The following is a 14,802-nucleotide window of genomic DNA, read 5'->3' as shown; positions in this document are numbered from 1 at the left end:
AGCCTCCAGTTCAATTGCGCAAGGGTTTGCCAACTTCAAGCATGTGGATCAGGCGCGCCTTGGTTTCTTCGGTACGCAGCAGATCGACAAACAGTGCCCGCTCTACATCCAGCAACCATTGCTCGCTGACGACAGCACCACTTTCAACCTCCCCACCACACAAGGCGGTGGCGACAGCTTTTGATACGCGATAGTCATGTGCCGAAATCATGCCGCCTTCGCGCATATTCACTAGCATCATTTCCAGCGTGGCAATTCCTCCGCGCCCGGCAACGGCAATGCCTGCTGGCGGCAGAGCTGGGCGATATGAGCTGGCGGCCAGACCCAGCGCCGTCTTGCGTGCCACATATAAAAGTTCTGCAGGATTCATGATGACAATATCCTGTTCGCGCAACAATCCCATCTCCCTGGCCTGACGTGCGCTCTTGGAGACATTGGCCATCGCAATGGTCTGGAAGATGTTTTGCAGCCAATTCATAGGATCATTCGTCGCCGTCCGTGCCGCAGCCTGGGCACTGCGCAACGCAAACTCCTTGCAACCTCCACCGGCTGGAATCAGGCCGACTCCTACTTCCACGAGGCCGATATAACTCTCCAGCGCACACACTGCCCGCGTGGCATGCATCACGATTTCACAGCCCCCGCCCAAGGCCATGCCATTCACGGCAGCAATCACCGGCACCTGTGCATATTTCAAGGTTTGCGACATCTGCTGGAATTTGGCGACAATGGCCTCCAGTCCTGCAAAATCGCCAGCCTCCAGCACCGGGCGAATCTGCTTGAGATTGGCTCCTACTGAAAACGGCGCAGCAGGCTGCCAGATCACCAAGCCCTTGTATTCGTGTTCAGCGCGCTTGACTGCCTCAATGATGCCATCCAGCACCACGGGGCCGACTGCGCACATCTTGCTCTTGAATGAGAGTACCGGCACATGCTTGCCATCGTCATCATTCGGCGACCACATCCTGACTTCTTCGTTTTCCCATATCGTATGCCCGGCATCAATCTTCTCGCCCAACACAGGTTCGGGGAAGATTTGCCGTTGATACACCGGAAGCACTGATCGCGCCTGCATGGTGCCATTCCGGGCATCAAAAGAGCCCTGATCTGTATGCACGCCATCGACATCAAATACCCAGGGAGGCAATGGCGCACTGCTCATGCTACGCCCAGCAACAATGTCATCCTGGATAGCGGCGGCAATCGTTTTCCAACCTGCTGCCTGCCATATTTCAAACGGGCCTTGCTGCCAGCCAAACCCCCAACGCATTGCCAAGTCCAGATCACGTGCATTACGTGCGATATGCACAAGTTGATATGCCACGTAGTGGAACACATCGCGGAAAATCGCCCACAGGAATTGGGCATGCGGGTGATCACTCGCACGCAACAGCGCAAAACGCTTGGCCACATCCTTGTTTTTGAGAATCTCAACCAGTTCATCGGGCGCCACCGCACCATTGTCGCGGTACTCCAATGTATGCGGATCAAGTACCTTGATCTGCTTGCCTTCCTTACGATAGAGTCCTGCCCCCGTCTTCTGGCCAAGCGCCCCCTTGGCTACCAGTGCATGCAGCCAGGCAGGTGCTGAAAAGTGCTGTGCCCATGGGTCGTGTGGAAGATTATCCGTCATGGTCTTGATGGCATGGGCCATCGTATCCAGGCCCACGACATCTGCGGTTCGATAGGTAGCACTCTTTGGGCGACCGATCAAGGTACCGGTGATGGCATCCACTTCATCAAAACGCAAGCCCATGCGTTCGGTATGATGCATCACTGCCAGAATTGAAAACACGCCTACACGGTTAGCCAGAAAATTGGGGTTGTCCGGCGCGCGCACCACGCTTTTGCCCAATGTGGTGGTCAAAAATTCTTCCAGCTCATCCAGCAATTTCGCCTGCGTGCCATGGCAGGGAATCAATTCCACCAAGGACATGTAACGCGGAGGATTGAAAAAGTGCACGCCACAGAAACGAGGCCGCAGACTTGCAGGACAGCCTTCCGCGAGACTGTTGATCGACAGGCCCGAAGTATTGGTCGCAAAAATAGCATCCGGGCGAATATACGGGGCAACTTTGCGATACAGATCGAGCTTCCACTCCATCTTCTCGGCAATCGCCTCAATGATGAGGTCACATTCAGAAAGCCTACCGATATGCTGTTCATAATTGGCAGGCTCGATATATTGCACCCGATCAGTTGTCGCCAAAGGAGAAGGCTCAAGTTTTCGCAAGCTATCCAGGGCACGTTTTGCAATGCCGTTGGGATCGCCATCTTTGGCAGGCAAATCGAACAAGATCGAAGCCACATCTGCATTGGCACAATGGGCTGCGATCTGCGCGCCCATCACACCCGCACCCAGAATAGCCACTTTGCGGATGATGAAATTGCTCACGTACTGTCTCCTGTTGAGGGGTGAGGCACTCCCCGGCGTGCCCTATAGGACACGCCGTCTGTTTGTAATGTAGGGAGTTGATTACGCGGTAATCTTGCTAGAACGCCAGGGAATACTGCAGCCCCACCACGCCAATGCTACCGGTATAGTTTCCAACAATATGGCCGCGCCCACTGGCAGACTGATTATTGTCAACCTTGGTATCACGCACAATCAGATAGGCCAATCCAAGATCTACACGCGAGCCTGCACCAAAGCGATATTGCGTACCAATCGAGAGCCAGATGCGGTCATTATCAGGCAAGGAAACAAGGCGGCTATCCGCACCACGCACGGGGGCCTGATCGTAGGCAACACCATACTTCATCTGCCATTGCTCATTGAGCATCTGTCTGGCCCCAAATGACACGCGCCACGTATCACGGAACCTGACATCAAGCGTCTGGGCTGGTGAGGTCTGCCCGGATGCAGTACCGCTGGTGCGCCAGATATCTACTTGGTCTATCTTGCTCCAGCCGGTCCAGGATACATCGCCCAACAAATCCCAATGCGGATTGAGCTTGTGAACAGCACTCAGGATCAGGGTATCCGGAAGCGTGATGTCAACTCTGGCATTCACATCCGGCGAGATTGCCTGGTTGGTGGAAGTCAGCGTGCCATCAAGTTTGTGCTTGATGGCGGAACGATATGACAAACCTACACGGGTTGCATCACTGAGTTTGAACAAGGCGCCGGCGTTCCAGCCAATCGCATCGTTATCCACTGAAAGATGCAGGCGCGTATTCTGCACCAGCGGCCAGAACCCGGAGGGCAGAGAACTACTGGCTACGGCAGCCATGCGTTCATAATCCGCCTTCATGCGCTGCCAGTTCAATCCAACACCCACGGATACCTGATCATCTATGCGCCAAGCTACAGAGGGATTGATATTGACGGTCTTGATATCAAACTTGATGGACTGGAAGCGCCCAACCCAGTCATTGTCATATTCCGTCTTCAGTCCAAACGGAGCACCCAACCCGAGACCAAGATACCAATTCCGATTCAATCCCCAAGACATGTATGCATTGGGAAGAACCGCCGTACTGCCCGCATCTCCACCATTGCCCCCCGTACTCGCAGGCGCCACACTCGATCCGTTGTCGGAAAATTTGTAGCTGGCCTTGATCACAGCCCCACCCAGCGAGACTTCATGGTCACGCAGCTGAGTCATCCCTGCCGGATTGTAGAAAACTGTGCTGGCGTCGTCAGCGACTGCGGCAGAGCCTGCGTAGGCATTCCCCAACCCGCTGGCATTTTGCTCCAGCAGCTGAAAGCCCGAGGCAAAAACCGTGCTACTGCCAAGCATACCACTTGCCAGCGCCACAAAATAAGCGATACGTTTGCATTTCATGTGTTGTCTCCTGTTGTAGGACATCGGGTTGTAATCGGACTCTATGGTCCGTATTCCATATATTTTTAAAAAATTAACGCATGATTCATAGCTGTGGCCCGCTATGCAGATGATGCAGTGGCCCCCCCGTCCAGGGGGAAAAACCTGTTCCAAAAATGATACCCGCATCAGCAAGGTCTTCATCCGCCACAATACCTTGCTCCACACAACGCTCGCTGGCGGCAAGAAGGGGTTGTAGCAGCCGATTCGCCAATCCCGTCGGCCCCGCAACCGGTCTGCCCTTGACAGGTTTACCGTCACGCCAATAGTAAAAGCCCGTACCTGTCTTGCGCCCCAGTTCTCCGGCTGCTACATGCCCGGCAAGTTTGCCTGGAACTTCTGCCGCACCGGTCAGCGCCTTGCCTGCCGCCAGGGCCACGTCGAGGCCCACAGTATCGGCGAGTTCAATCGGGCCCATTGGCATGCCAAAGGCAAGCATCGCAGCATCCACGGTTTCAGGTGCAATACCTTCTTCCACACAGCGCATAGCTTCAAGCATATAGGGACCAAGCACTGCATTGACGAGAAAGCCCGGTGCGCTTTTTACTGGCAACGGCAACTTATCAAGCTGCTGCACAAAAGCCATGGCTCGTGCCAATTCTGGCTCTCCACTTTGCGCGCCCTGTACCACTTCCACAAGGGGCATCATTGCCACAGGGTTGAAGAAGTGGATACCCACCAGACGCTCGGGTTTCTGCAATGCCTGGGCAATATCTTCCAGACGCAGACTGGAAGTATTGGTCGCCAAAATGGCTTCAGGGCGCGCTCGTTGTTCAATCTCGCGGAACAGTGCATGCTTGGCATCAAGGTTTTCAAAGATCGCCTCAATAATGACATCTGCACGGCCAAGGCCATCACCACGAGGATCGGCAATCAGGCGGTCCAGTGCAAAGCGCACTTCCTTGCGATCTCCCCGGTATTTTTTCGCAAAACCCTCTGCTGCACGCTTGATGGCCGGAGCAATGCGTTCAATACTTTGATCCTGCAAAGTCACAGTCATTCCGCGCAGGGTGCACCACGCAGCAATATCGCCCCCCATCACGCCAGCCCCCACTACATGCACATGGCGTACTTTGCTGGAAACCCCCTGCTTGCCCAATGCCTTCAGGCGCTGTTGCAGAAAGAACACCCGCACCAGATTCATGGCGGTGCCCTGTTGCAGCAAGTGTTCAAATGACGCGGGATGACCTGCGGGAACAGCCAGGGAATTGCCTCCAAAATTCTGCCATGTATCAATGATGGCGTAGGGTGCGGGGTATTGCGCTTGGCGGGCCTTTTTGACGAGCGCTTTACGCGCCTGGGCCGCCACCAATGCCTTGAGCGGACCATTGAGCAATCTTTGAGGCAAACTGGGTCGATGTGCTGGGGCTCCAGACAATACCATAATGCGTGCAGCGTTATCCATTACTCTGGGTGGCACGCAGTCGTCTGCCAGACCAAGTTTACGCGCCTGTTTGGCATCAATCTGTTTGCCGGTCAGCATCATATCCAGCGCCATCGCCGGGCCGATCAGGCGCGGCAGACGCAGCATGCCACCCCATCCGGGCACAATCCCCAACATGACTTCAGGCAATGCCAGACGGGTTCCTGGTTCATCGACCACCAGACGATAGCGGCAAGCCAGTGCCAACTCCAGGCCGCCGCCCATGCAGTGCCCACGGATCAGTGCCAACGTTGGGAACGGCAGCGCCTCAATGCGAGCGAAAAGCTTCCAGCTACGTTCCACCATCGTACGTGCGGCCGCCCCATCTGCAAGGCGCGAAAACTCTTCCACATCCGCGCCGGCAATGAATCCAGCCTCTTTTCCAGAACGGATGATCAGCGCCTTGGGGCGTTCAGCCTCCAGCAGATCAATGGCCTGCCCCAGCTCGGCGATCACCGCACCACCCAGCGTATTGGTGGAGCTGTTGGCACAGTTGAGCGTCAGCCATACAATGCCCTGAGCATCACGCGAAATTTGCCAATGCTGCCATAACAATTCATTCATGATCATCACTGGGTCTCCACCAACATGGCGCCACCCTGGCCGCCGCCAATACAGATGCTCGCCACGCCTCGCTTACCTCCGGTGCGGTGCAATACATGCAGCAGATGCAGCACAATGCGTGCACCACTTGCGCCAACGGGGTGGCCCATCGCAACAGCGCCACCATCCATATTGAGGCGGGTTTCATCTACCATGCCTAAAGCATCATCAAGGCCCAATTGCTCGGTGCAATACGCTTTATCATTCCAGGCTCGCAAACAGCCAAGCACCTGCGCGGCAAAGGCTTCATTGATCTCCCAGGCATCCACATCGTTCAGGTGTAGCCCATGACGCTGCAAAATTGGCGTGGTGGCATGCACCGGCCCCAGGCCCATCTGTTCAGGCGCCAATCCTGCCCATTGGCTATCGCTGATCTTGCCCAGCGGCTGTAAGCCGAATTTATCCACGGCCTCTTCCGAGGCCAGGATCAGCCAACTGGCTCCATCACTGATCTGGGAGCTGTTGCCTGCGGTCACTCTGCCATACTTGCGATCAAAAAATGGCTTCAGTTTGGCTAGATTCGGAAGTGAAGAGTCCCTGCGCAAACCATCATCAGAAGCATAGACGTTACCCCTTTCATCCACCAGGGCTTGCATCTCTGCCACAAAGTGCCCTGCATCCTGCGCTGCCGCCAGGCGTTGGTGGCTGCGCACGGAATATGCATCCATATCTTCACGGCTGATGCCAAAACGCCAGGCAAGATTTTCAGCAGTTTGCCCCATGAGGAGGCCAACCACCGGGTCGGTAAGCCCCTTTACGATGCCAATGACAGGTGCGAGATTTGCCAACCGGAACCGACGCAAAGCTTGCATCCTTGACCCTGCGCCTTTGGCTGCATACCACCCTGCCAACCAGCGCACCATGGCTTCGCTGAAAAACAGCGGTGCACGCGAGAGCGCATCCACGCCACCGGCCAGCACCAACTGCGAGCGACCTGCCTGGATGTTGGTGATCGCGGAATCCAGCGCCTGCATACCCGAGGCACAGTTACGCATCACCGTCCAACCGGGCACCTTCTGCCCACAGCCCATACGCAGGGCCACCACACGCCCGATGTTGACTTCGTCAGGGGAAGGCGAAGCGCAACCAAGTATGACTTCGTCAAGCTCATCGGGTGCGAAAACCTGGCGTGCCAACAAGGCTCGCCCTGCTATCGTGGCCAGATCAGCCGCAGCAAACGGGCCGGGCATATTCCTGGATTTGAGGAACGGCGTCCGCGTGCCATCTACAACATAGACCGGTTTGAATGCCATTAAGATATCCTCACGCAGCCTTACCCAATGGGTCTAAGGCCTGTGCCTGCTGGCCGAAATCGAAGGGGAAGTCGTCTACACGGACCACGATGTCACGCAGTTGATTACGCCGAGCCAGAACCTCGTATTCAGCCTGGGTCACAACCCCTGCATCCAGTGCAACGCGGGCAATGTCGCGCACATTAGCAAGCGGATTGCCTGAGAAGTGCCCCGCCTTTTCTGCGTCACGAATCCGCGCTTCGAGTGGTTCGGCCTCCAAGGTAGCGTGCAGCGCCAACTCGGCCGCCCCTACCGCATCCTCTGCTGTGGGTGCCACATAGCAATTGCGGGTTAGGCGATCACGCGTTGCAGAGGGGGCAATCAGCAGCTTGGCAACTTCGTGGCCGACCTTGTCAGAAGGCACAACATAGGGATGACCAAAGGGGAAGATGATCCGCTGGACCAGCGCCGCAATCGCCCGGCTGGGGAAATTGGCCAACACCCCGTCAAATGCCTGCTGGGTTTTGTACATAGCGTCCCAGATAGACCAATCCATCAGAGGCGCATCAGCCGCTTGTCTGCCTTCTGCCTCATAGCGCTTGAGTGTGGCGCTGATCAGATACATCTGGGCCAGGATGTCACCCAGCCGTGCGGAAATTTTCTCGCGCCGCTTCAGACCGCCACCGAGCACCAGCATCGATACATCGGAAAGGAATGCAAACGCCGATGCAAATCGGGTAACCTGTTGATAATAGCGGCGTGCTTCGGGCGCCACGTTTGCAGGCACCTTCACGAAGTGTGAACCTGTCAGCCCAGTCCAGAGTGCCCGCAAACCGTTACCCATGGTATGGGCAATGTGGCCAAACAAGGCACGATCAAACTCTGCCAGCCCACGTGCGACATCTACATCTGATGCAGCCTGCATTTCACGTAACACATAGGGGTGGCAACGAATCGCCCCTTGGCCAAAGATGATCAAGCTGCGGGTGAGAATGTTGGCCCCTTCCACGGTGATACCAACCGGAATCTGCTGATAAGCGCGCCCCAGGAAATTCGACGGTCCCAGACAAATGCCCTTGCCACCGATGATGTCCATGCCATCATTGACCACTTGACGGGCACGCTCGGTGATATGGTATTTGACGATCGCAGAGACGACGGAGGGTTTCTCGCCCAGATCAATTGCCCCGGCGGTCATCACACGGGCGGCATCCATCATGTAGGTGTGGGCGCCGATACGGGTGAGTGCTTCTTCCACGCCTTCAAAGCGTCCCACCGCCATCTTGAACTGGCTACGCACGCGGGCATATGCGCCCACGGCACGAGCGGTCAGCTTGGACATACCCGTGTTGGATGCAGGCAGGGATATCGAACGGCCCGCCGCCAGACATTCCATCAACATTCTCCACCCCTGGCCGACCATGGCCTGCCCGCCAATGACAAAGTCCATCGGGATGAATACACCTTTTCCACGTGTTGGCCCGTTCATGAACATGGCATTGAGCGGGAAATGCCTGCGGCCAATTTCCACACCGGAGTGATCGTGCGGCACCAATGCGCAGGTAATCCCAAGATCCCGCTTGTTGCCCAGCAGCCCTTCCGGGTCGTAGAGGCGGAAAGCCAGGCCCAATACAGTGCACACAGGGGCCAGGGTAATATAGCGTTTGTCCCATGTCACCCGCATTCCCAGCACTTCCTGCCCTTGCCACATGCCTTTGCAGACTACGCCATAATCTGGAATCGAGGCAGCATCCGACCCCGCCCAGGGGCTGGTCAGCGCGAATGCGGGCACATCAATCCCCTTGGCCAAACGAGGCAGATAGTAGTTCTTTTGTGCCTCAGTGCCGTAGTGCAGCAGCAGTTCGGCTGGCCCGAGGGAATTGGGCACCATCACCGTCACCGACAGCGCCGAGGAGCGTGTAGAGAGTTTTGAGACCACCTCGGAATGGGCATAGGCAGAGAATTCCAGGCCGCCATAGCGTTTGGGGATGATCATGCCAAAGAAGCCTTTATCCTTGAGGAATTGCCAGGCTTGCGGGGTGATGTCATAGCGATTCTGTGTCACATCCCAATCCTGTACCATGGCACAGGCTTGGCTGACCTCATTATCGAGGAACGCCTGTTCCTCAGCACTGAGTTTGGGCACGGGATATGCCATCAGCTTGCTCCAGTTCGGGCGCCCGCCAAACAATTCGCCTTCCCACCATACGGTACCGGCTTCCAGTGCCTCCCGCTCGGTATCCGACATTTGCGGCAGGATCTTTTTGTATGCAGAAAAAACGGGGCGGCTGATCATGGCACGCCGCAATGGGCGAACCATGATCAAGCCAACCCCTATAACGACAACACTCAAAACACATAAGCTCAACACAATGGTAGTGGACATGGCGCGACTCTCTGTTTGGTGAATATTTATATGTTATGCAGCTACTACGTCTCCTCCGTCGCTTTTCAACTTTTGTCTGGCGGAGGTGGCAACGGGGCACGCAATCCGCCTATCAGAAACGACATCAATCGGGGCAGCAGGCGCTCGGAACTATGTATTTTGTCGTCCTCAGTCAATTGCCAATCAGTGACCAGATCCAGCGCATCGGTACCTGCTATGGCATAGGAAGTCGCCCCAAGCATGAAATGCAGACGCCATACGATTTCAGCTTTCGGCACTTCTGGCAGGGCACGGAAAAGCGCCGTCTTGTAGCGCTCCAACACGTCACTGTATTCCGCCGCAAATAGGGTTTTGATGAGCCCACTGGGGTCGGTATGGGTGCGCCCCAGCAGGCGCAGAAAGGTTTCGCCACCTTGAGTGGGATGAGCCCCCATACGTAACAGCGTGCCAAAAAATGCATCCACAATCTGCGAAGGCTTGAGGGGCTGCCCACCGGCCTGCGTCTCCATTTCATCCAGCACCCGCAGGCGCTCTTTATTCAGCCATTCCAGGCGACGCTTGAACACCTCTTGCAGCAAAGCCTCCTTGCTGCCGAAGTGGTAATTCGCTGCCGCCAGATTCACCCCCGCCTCGCCGGTGATCTGGCGCATCGAGGTGCCCTCGTAGCCGCTATCCATGAACAGGCGTTCTGCCACATCCAGGATGCGGGTTCGGGTATCGATCAACTTGGTGTCATTCATTGAGATAGATCAACATTCAAACGTTTGTTTGAATCCTAATCCTAGAAATCAGGAATTGCAAGATTCTTTTTCCAAGGCAGAGACCCTATTAAAAACAAAGCATTAGGTGCAATAAGCGTGTATTACGCCCCGAATACGGGTGAAGACCTGCCCATTCAGGCAGCGTGACAGCTCACCTTGGGTGAGCACGGAACATAGAATTTCACTTGCCAGAACGGGGCACGAAATCTGATGCGGACGGCTTCATGCATTTCACCAAACATTGCGTCAGGTGAATGGGTAGCATGAAATACATTGGCAATCCGGGGGCCGCGCATTTAGCATTACGGCAAGCGGCACTGTGGTCTGAGAAGCCACACATACCAAGCCTTGCCATACCCATTTTGGAGCAGCCCCTTTGAGTGACCTCACCTCAACCGAAACAAAGACAGATCCGCAATTCCGCCGTCTGCAGCGGCTGGCGCACTGGATGTATGGCTTGCAAGCCTTTGGCCTGGGGCTTGCCATGCTGTTTGCGTGGACGAAAATCGGCATGGCGCTGATTGGCTGGCCCGCACTATTGGCTATGCTGATCTATCGTCGTGAGCACAAGTCAGCCTTGGCCTATCCACTGTTGGCCTCGCATTTTGACTGGCTCAATCGCAGTTTCTGGACCTGCGCCATCTGGTTGGGCACCTTGCTGCTGCTGTACTTCATCCTGGTCGGGGCATTTTTCAACGGCGCATTGATTGCGGTGGGCCTGTTTGGCACGCTACGCACAGGCTGGGGCTGGCTGATGCTGGGGTATGGGCGGCAAATCCACCGTCGTCGTATCGTCCCTGCCAAGTCTGACGCCTCATCGCAAGACATCTAGTCGCTTGTCAGCCCATTGCATTCTTGAGTGCAGGGCTGAGTACGTTATCCAGAAACCGCAAAAAGGCTCTCACCGGGGCAGAATTCTGCCGCCCGGTCGGGTAGAGCGCTAGCACGGCCGGACCGGGGCGTTTCCAGTCAGGCAGTACGCGCACCAGCTTGCCCTCCTGCAAATGAGGGTGGAGCAGGAAGTCAAAGTCTTCATAGATGCCCAACCCGGCCAGCGCACAGGTCAGCCCTGCCCGCGCGTTGTCGACCGCAAGGTCGCCATCGGCCACCACCTTGATCTTCTCGCGCCCTTTGACCAGCACATAATCAATGGCTCGCCCCGCATCAGCATCAAAGAAGTCGATGGTCTGATGGCGTAACAAGTCGTTGGGATGCCGGGGCACCCCAAATCGCGCCAGATAGGCCGGGCTGGCGGCCATCACGAAGTTCACCTGTCCAAAGCGTTTGTAGCGGTAGGCCGAGTCTTTTTTGTCTGAGAGGCGCAGGGCTACGTCGATCCCCTCCTCGGCCAAATCCGGCGCACGCTCGGAGAGTGAGATCCGCAAGGCCAGATCAGGATAGGGACGCAGGAATTCATCCATGCGTGGCAGCACCAGCGTGTTGGCGATGGATTCAGTCATCTGCACATGCAACCGCCCGGCCACCCGCCCGGCGCGCTGCGAGAATTCTGCGGTCAAATCGGCCAAGCCGCCCACCAGCACCCCGGCACGTTCGGCAAAGCGCTCGCCATCTGCCGTTAAGGACACATGGCGGGTGGTGCGGTGAAACAAGGGCAAGCCCAGCGCACGCTCCAGTGCCTGGATCTGCATGCTCACCGTGGAGCGTGCCAGCCCAAGCCGTTTGGCAGCGGCGGAAAATGAACCCAACTCGGCGACGACAAGGAAGGTTTGCAGTTCGGAAAAATAATCCATTGAGGGCATTGTTCAATTTCCTTGAACAGTGAATTGAGCCAATTCGACCAGAAAACCACCTATAGTTCAAGCATGAGGATTGAATTGAAGATCGCGGCAAAACCTTAATACAGTCAGCCACTTGCAAGCGCTGTATTGGCAACCTGCCGGTCTTGCAAAGCAGACTCGCTCACAACCCTTAACCAATAGGTGTCCCATGTCCAACCGCAATATCGGCGGGGCAAACGCAAGGCACCTGGCGGCAGTCAGCCATCTCCTTGCGTGTATGCCCAGAGAGCTGTCCTTTGACGACAGCCCCATGTGCCCAGAGCCATCGCGCTGAAGTCACACATTTGAGCCTTGTCGGCTCCTGGTCACGCATTCCGCACATTAAACAAAGGAGATCATCATGAGAACTGCCGTACACGCGCATCACCACACGATCCATCTGCCCACCGTGCATCTGAGCAAAAAAGCGCAGCTGTGGCTCAACGCACTACTGAGCGCCGTCGTTCCCTACCTGCTGGCTGCTTTGTTTTTGTTCGCATACCACGAACAATGGTTCCAGTAACCCGCCCTTATGGGTGGTAGTAGCTTCTACCACCCCGCCACAAGGGTAAACACCTGCTGCCACGCAGGTTTTAAAGCACCATGGGCGCCCTAGCCTTTAGGGCATAGCCCCTTGTGCCCAATCCACCACAAATGCAGGTGCAAGAACACGCGTCCGAGGTGAGCATGGCCTCCACACATCGGCGCCCCACATAAACTTCTGACTGTTACGGAGTTGCTTTGGCTAGAATCCCATTACGTATCGTCTTGGAGAGTCTGTGCTCGTGGAAAAACAATGGTTTCTGGAATCCGTCGCTGCGGATGGCTCGCATGTCACCACCCAGATCAAAGGCTTTCCATTCCGAATTGGTCGTGACGCAGATAACGATCTGGTCGTCACGGCCGTAGGCTTGAGCCGCCGCCATGCGGTCATCACCCTGGACATCAGCACGCGCATGCGGCTGACGGACCTGAACAGCACCAACGGCACCTTTGTGAATCGGGAGCGTATCGAAGGCTCTTGCCTGCTTGGCGAAGGTGACATCATCCACTTTGGCACCGCAGAATTCCGCCTGCAACTCCACGACGACGAACAGGGGGATGCATTTATTGACTCCTCAATGCACACCATCGTCATCTCGCCGGACGCAGAACTATCAGAGTTCTTTGTGCCGCATGAGGAAGAATTTTACGCCCTGCTGGGGGGCAAGGGGCTGGCTGGCGCGGCGCAACCCATTGTCCGCGCCCAGGATGGTTCGCTATTTGCCTATGAATTATTGGGACGGGCCAAGATGCCCCCGCTGCCCACCTCCCCCTTGCGCCTGTTCGAGTTGGCCAGCGCCTTGGGGCGAGAAGTAGAACTCAGCGTGGCCTTCCGAGAATATGGTTTGCGCAGCATCGCCCCACATATTGAAGGCACACCGATTTTCGTCAACACCCACCCCAAGGAAACCTTTACCGACACGTTCTACTATTCGCTGCGCAACATTCTGTCCCAATTCCCCAAACTGGAACTGGTGGTGGAGGTGCATGAAACAGCGGTCACCGAAACCGTGCAGATGAAGGCACTCGCCGAGCGCCTCAAAGAGATTGGGGTGCGCTTCGCGTATGACGATTTTGGCGCCGGGCAAGCCCGGCTGAATGAGTTGGGAGACACCCCTGCACACTTCATCAAGTTCGACATGGGGCTGATCCACGACATCCATCACGCCAGCGAACGCAAACGCCACGTGGTACGCGATCTGGTACGCCTGGTACTGGATCTGGGTTCAATCCCCCTGGCCGAAGGGGTGGAGACCGAGGAAGAAGCCGAGGTCTGCCGGGAGATGGGCTTCATGTTGATCCAGGGGTTCCTGACCGGCAAACCCATCCCGGTGGAAGACTTCACCAAGTAGCCCGCTCCATTGCCTGCTGACACCACGCTGTCAGCAGGCCCCACGCATCATGACGGCTCCTGTCACCCACACTGTAAGGAAGCACACATGAATGCAATCAACTGGTTTGAAATTCCTGCTGCCAATTTTGAGCGTGCTGTCGCCTTTTACGAAACCATTCTGGCTGCAAAGCTGAAGATTGACACGAGCTTTCCCGATATCCAGATGGCCGTCTTCTCATATGAATGCCCTGGCGTAGGCGGCGGCATCATCGCCATGGAAGGGCTGCGCCCCAATCCGGATGGTGTGCGCATCTACCTGAATGGCGGAGACGACCTTGCTACCATTTTGTCTCGCGTTGCAGCAGCGGGGGGGCAAGTCTTGCTGCCCAAAACACTGCTATCGGAGCACATCGGTTACATCGCCACCTTCCGCGACAGCGAAGGTAACGTCATCGGCCTGCATTCCCAACACTGAACCAAACGAAAGGGAGCATCAACATGATTGACCACATGGGCATCAACGTAACGGACCTGCAAGGTTCCAAGACGTTCTACGAGACTGCGCTGGCTCCGCTCGGCTACAGAACATGCATGCATATCGAAAACATTGCCACCGGTTTTGGCGCGGATCGGGACGCAGTCCCTCAGGATGATCCGGGCGGAGACTTCTGGATCGCCCTGGGCACTCCGCAAACCCCACGCGTGCACGTTGCCTTTCATGCTGCCAATCAGGCCGAAGTGCGTGCCTTCTATGCCGCTGCGCTAGCCGCCGGGGGCAAAGATAATGGCGCGCCAGGGCTGCGCCCCCATTATCACGCCAATTATTACGCCGCCTTCATCTTTGATCCAGATGGTTACAACATAGAAGCGGTTTGCCATAAACCGGAATAGGCTCAGCACAAAGAGGTTACACTTT

The 14,802-nt window shown here is 56.2% G+C and carries 12 protein-coding genes; 5 read left to right on the top strand and 7 right to left on the bottom strand.

What is annotated here, in order from left to right; translation table 11 throughout:
• Nucleotides 1-10: 10 nt before the first annotated feature.
• From B145_RS0104270 to B145_RS0104245, 6 genes are all read right to left on the bottom strand, one after another.
• Nucleotides 11-2,395: a 3-hydroxyacyl-CoA dehydrogenase/enoyl-CoA hydratase family protein gene (locus B145_RS0104270; protein WP_018605413.1), complete on the bottom strand. Its 2,385-nt coding sequence runs from the start codon at nt 2,393-2,395 to the stop codon at nt 11-13.
• Nucleotides 2,396-2,492: 97 nt separating this feature from the next.
• Entirely contained in the window at nt 2,493-3,788 is a 1,296-nt protein-coding gene (locus B145_RS0104265) for an OmpP1/FadL family transporter (RefSeq protein WP_018605411.1), read from the bottom strand.
• An 85-nt stretch (nt 3,789-3,873) separates the two neighbouring features.
• A complete protein-coding gene (locus B145_RS0104260) occupies nt 3,874-5,820 on the bottom strand; it encodes a 3-hydroxyacyl-CoA dehydrogenase NAD-binding domain-containing protein (RefSeq protein ID WP_018605409.1) in 1,947 nt (648 codons plus the stop codon).
• Complete coding sequence (locus B145_RS0104255) at nt 5,820-7,106, bottom strand: acetyl-CoA C-acetyltransferase (protein WP_018605407.1); 1,287 nt, start codon at nt 7,104-7,106, stop codon at nt 5,820-5,822. The genes B145_RS0104260 and B145_RS0104255 overlap by 1 nt, the downstream gene beginning before the upstream one ends.
• Nucleotides 7,107-7,116: 10 nt before the next feature.
• Entirely contained in the window at nt 7,117-9,471 is a 2,355-nt protein-coding gene (locus B145_RS0104250) for an acyl-CoA dehydrogenase (protein ID WP_026258815.1), read from the bottom strand.
• Between the two features lie 65 nt (nt 9,472-9,536).
• Entirely contained in the window at nt 9,537-10,211 is a 675-nt protein-coding gene (locus B145_RS0104245) for a TetR/AcrR family transcriptional regulator (RefSeq protein ID WP_018605404.1), read from the bottom strand.
• A 397-nt stretch (nt 10,212-10,608) separates the two neighbouring features.
• On the opposite strand from B145_RS0104245, the gene B145_RS0104240 reads away from it, so the two are divergent.
• Entirely contained in the window at nt 10,609-11,064 is a 456-nt protein-coding gene (locus tag B145_RS0104240; protein WP_018605402.1) for a hypothetical protein, read from the top strand.
• Nucleotides 11,065-11,071: 7 nt separating this feature from the next.
• Here B145_RS0104240 and B145_RS24385 read toward each other — a convergent pair whose 3' ends face one another.
• Complete coding sequence (locus B145_RS24385) at nt 11,072-11,992, bottom strand: LysR family transcriptional regulator (protein WP_018605400.1); 921 nt, start codon at nt 11,990-11,992, stop codon at nt 11,072-11,074.
• A gap of 379 nt (nt 11,993-12,371) precedes the next feature.
• Between B145_RS24385 and B145_RS28530 the strand changes: the two genes are divergently transcribed.
• The 4 genes from B145_RS28530 to B145_RS0104215 all read left to right on the top strand — a co-directional run bounded on the left by B145_RS28530 (nt 12,372) and on the right by B145_RS0104215 (nt 14,777).
• The gene (locus B145_RS28530) at nt 12,372-12,533 is read left to right on the top strand and encodes a hypothetical protein (RefSeq protein ID WP_018605398.1); all 162 of its coding nucleotides are present in this window, start codon (nt 12,372-12,374) and stop codon (nt 12,531-12,533) included.
• A 262-nt stretch (nt 12,534-12,795) separates the two neighbouring features.
• Nucleotides 12,796-13,905: an EAL domain-containing protein gene (locus B145_RS0104225; RefSeq protein WP_157288265.1), complete on the top strand. Its 1,110-nt coding sequence runs from the start codon at nt 12,796-12,798 to the stop codon at nt 13,903-13,905.
• Nucleotides 13,906-13,992: 87 nt separating this feature from the next.
• Nucleotides 13,993-14,361, top strand: coding sequence for a VOC family protein (locus tag B145_RS0104220; protein WP_018605395.1), 369 nt, complete (start codon nt 13,993-13,995; stop codon nt 14,359-14,361).
• A 23-nt stretch (nt 14,362-14,384) separates the two neighbouring features.
• Nucleotides 14,385-14,777 (top strand): VOC family protein, encoded by a 393-nt coding sequence (locus B145_RS0104215; RefSeq protein WP_018605393.1) that lies wholly within the window; start codon nt 14,385-14,387, stop codon nt 14,775-14,777.
• The last annotated feature ends 25 nt before the right edge of the window (nt 14,778-14,802 follow it).

This window comes from Uliginosibacterium gangwonense DSM 18521, assembly GCF_000373965.1.
GTDB classification, from domain to species: domain Bacteria; phylum Pseudomonadota; class Gammaproteobacteria; order Burkholderiales; family Rhodocyclaceae; genus Uliginosibacterium; species Uliginosibacterium gangwonense.
Note: the sequence above shows the minus strand (reverse complement) of the source record. Positions and strands in the feature narration are given on the sequence as shown.

Excerpts from the sequence above, each read along its gene's own strand:
- B145_RS0104265 (WP_018605411.1), bottom strand. The coding sequence starts at position 3,788 with ATGAAATGCAAACGTATCGCTTATTTTGTGGCGCTGGCAAGTGGTATG.
- B145_RS0104260 (WP_018605409.1), bottom strand. The coding sequence starts at position 5,820 with ATGATCATGAATGAATTGTTATGGCAGCATTGGCAAATTTCGCGTGAT.
- B145_RS0104255 (WP_018605407.1), bottom strand. The coding sequence starts at position 7,106 with ATGGCATTCAAACCGGTCTATGTTGTAGATGGCACGCGGACGCCGTTC.
- B145_RS0104250 (WP_026258815.1), bottom strand. The coding sequence starts at position 9,471 with ATGTCCACTACCATTGTGTTGAGCTTATGTGTTTTGAGTGTTGTCGTT.
- B145_RS0104245 (WP_018605404.1), bottom strand. The coding sequence starts at position 10,211 with ATGAATGACACCAAGTTGATCGATACCCGAACCCGCATCCTGGATGTG.
- B145_RS24385 (WP_018605400.1), bottom strand. The coding sequence starts at position 11,992 with ATGCCCTCAATGGATTATTTTTCCGAACTGCAAACCTTCCTTGTCGTC.
- B145_RS28530 (WP_018605398.1), top strand. The coding sequence starts at position 12,372 with ATGAGAACTGCCGTACACGCGCATCACCACACGATCCATCTGCCCACC.
- B145_RS0104220 (WP_018605395.1), top strand. The coding sequence starts at position 13,993 with ATGAATGCAATCAACTGGTTTGAAATTCCTGCTGCCAATTTTGAGCGT.
- B145_RS0104215 (WP_018605393.1), top strand. The coding sequence starts at position 14,385 with ATGATTGACCACATGGGCATCAACGTAACGGACCTGCAAGGTTCCAAG.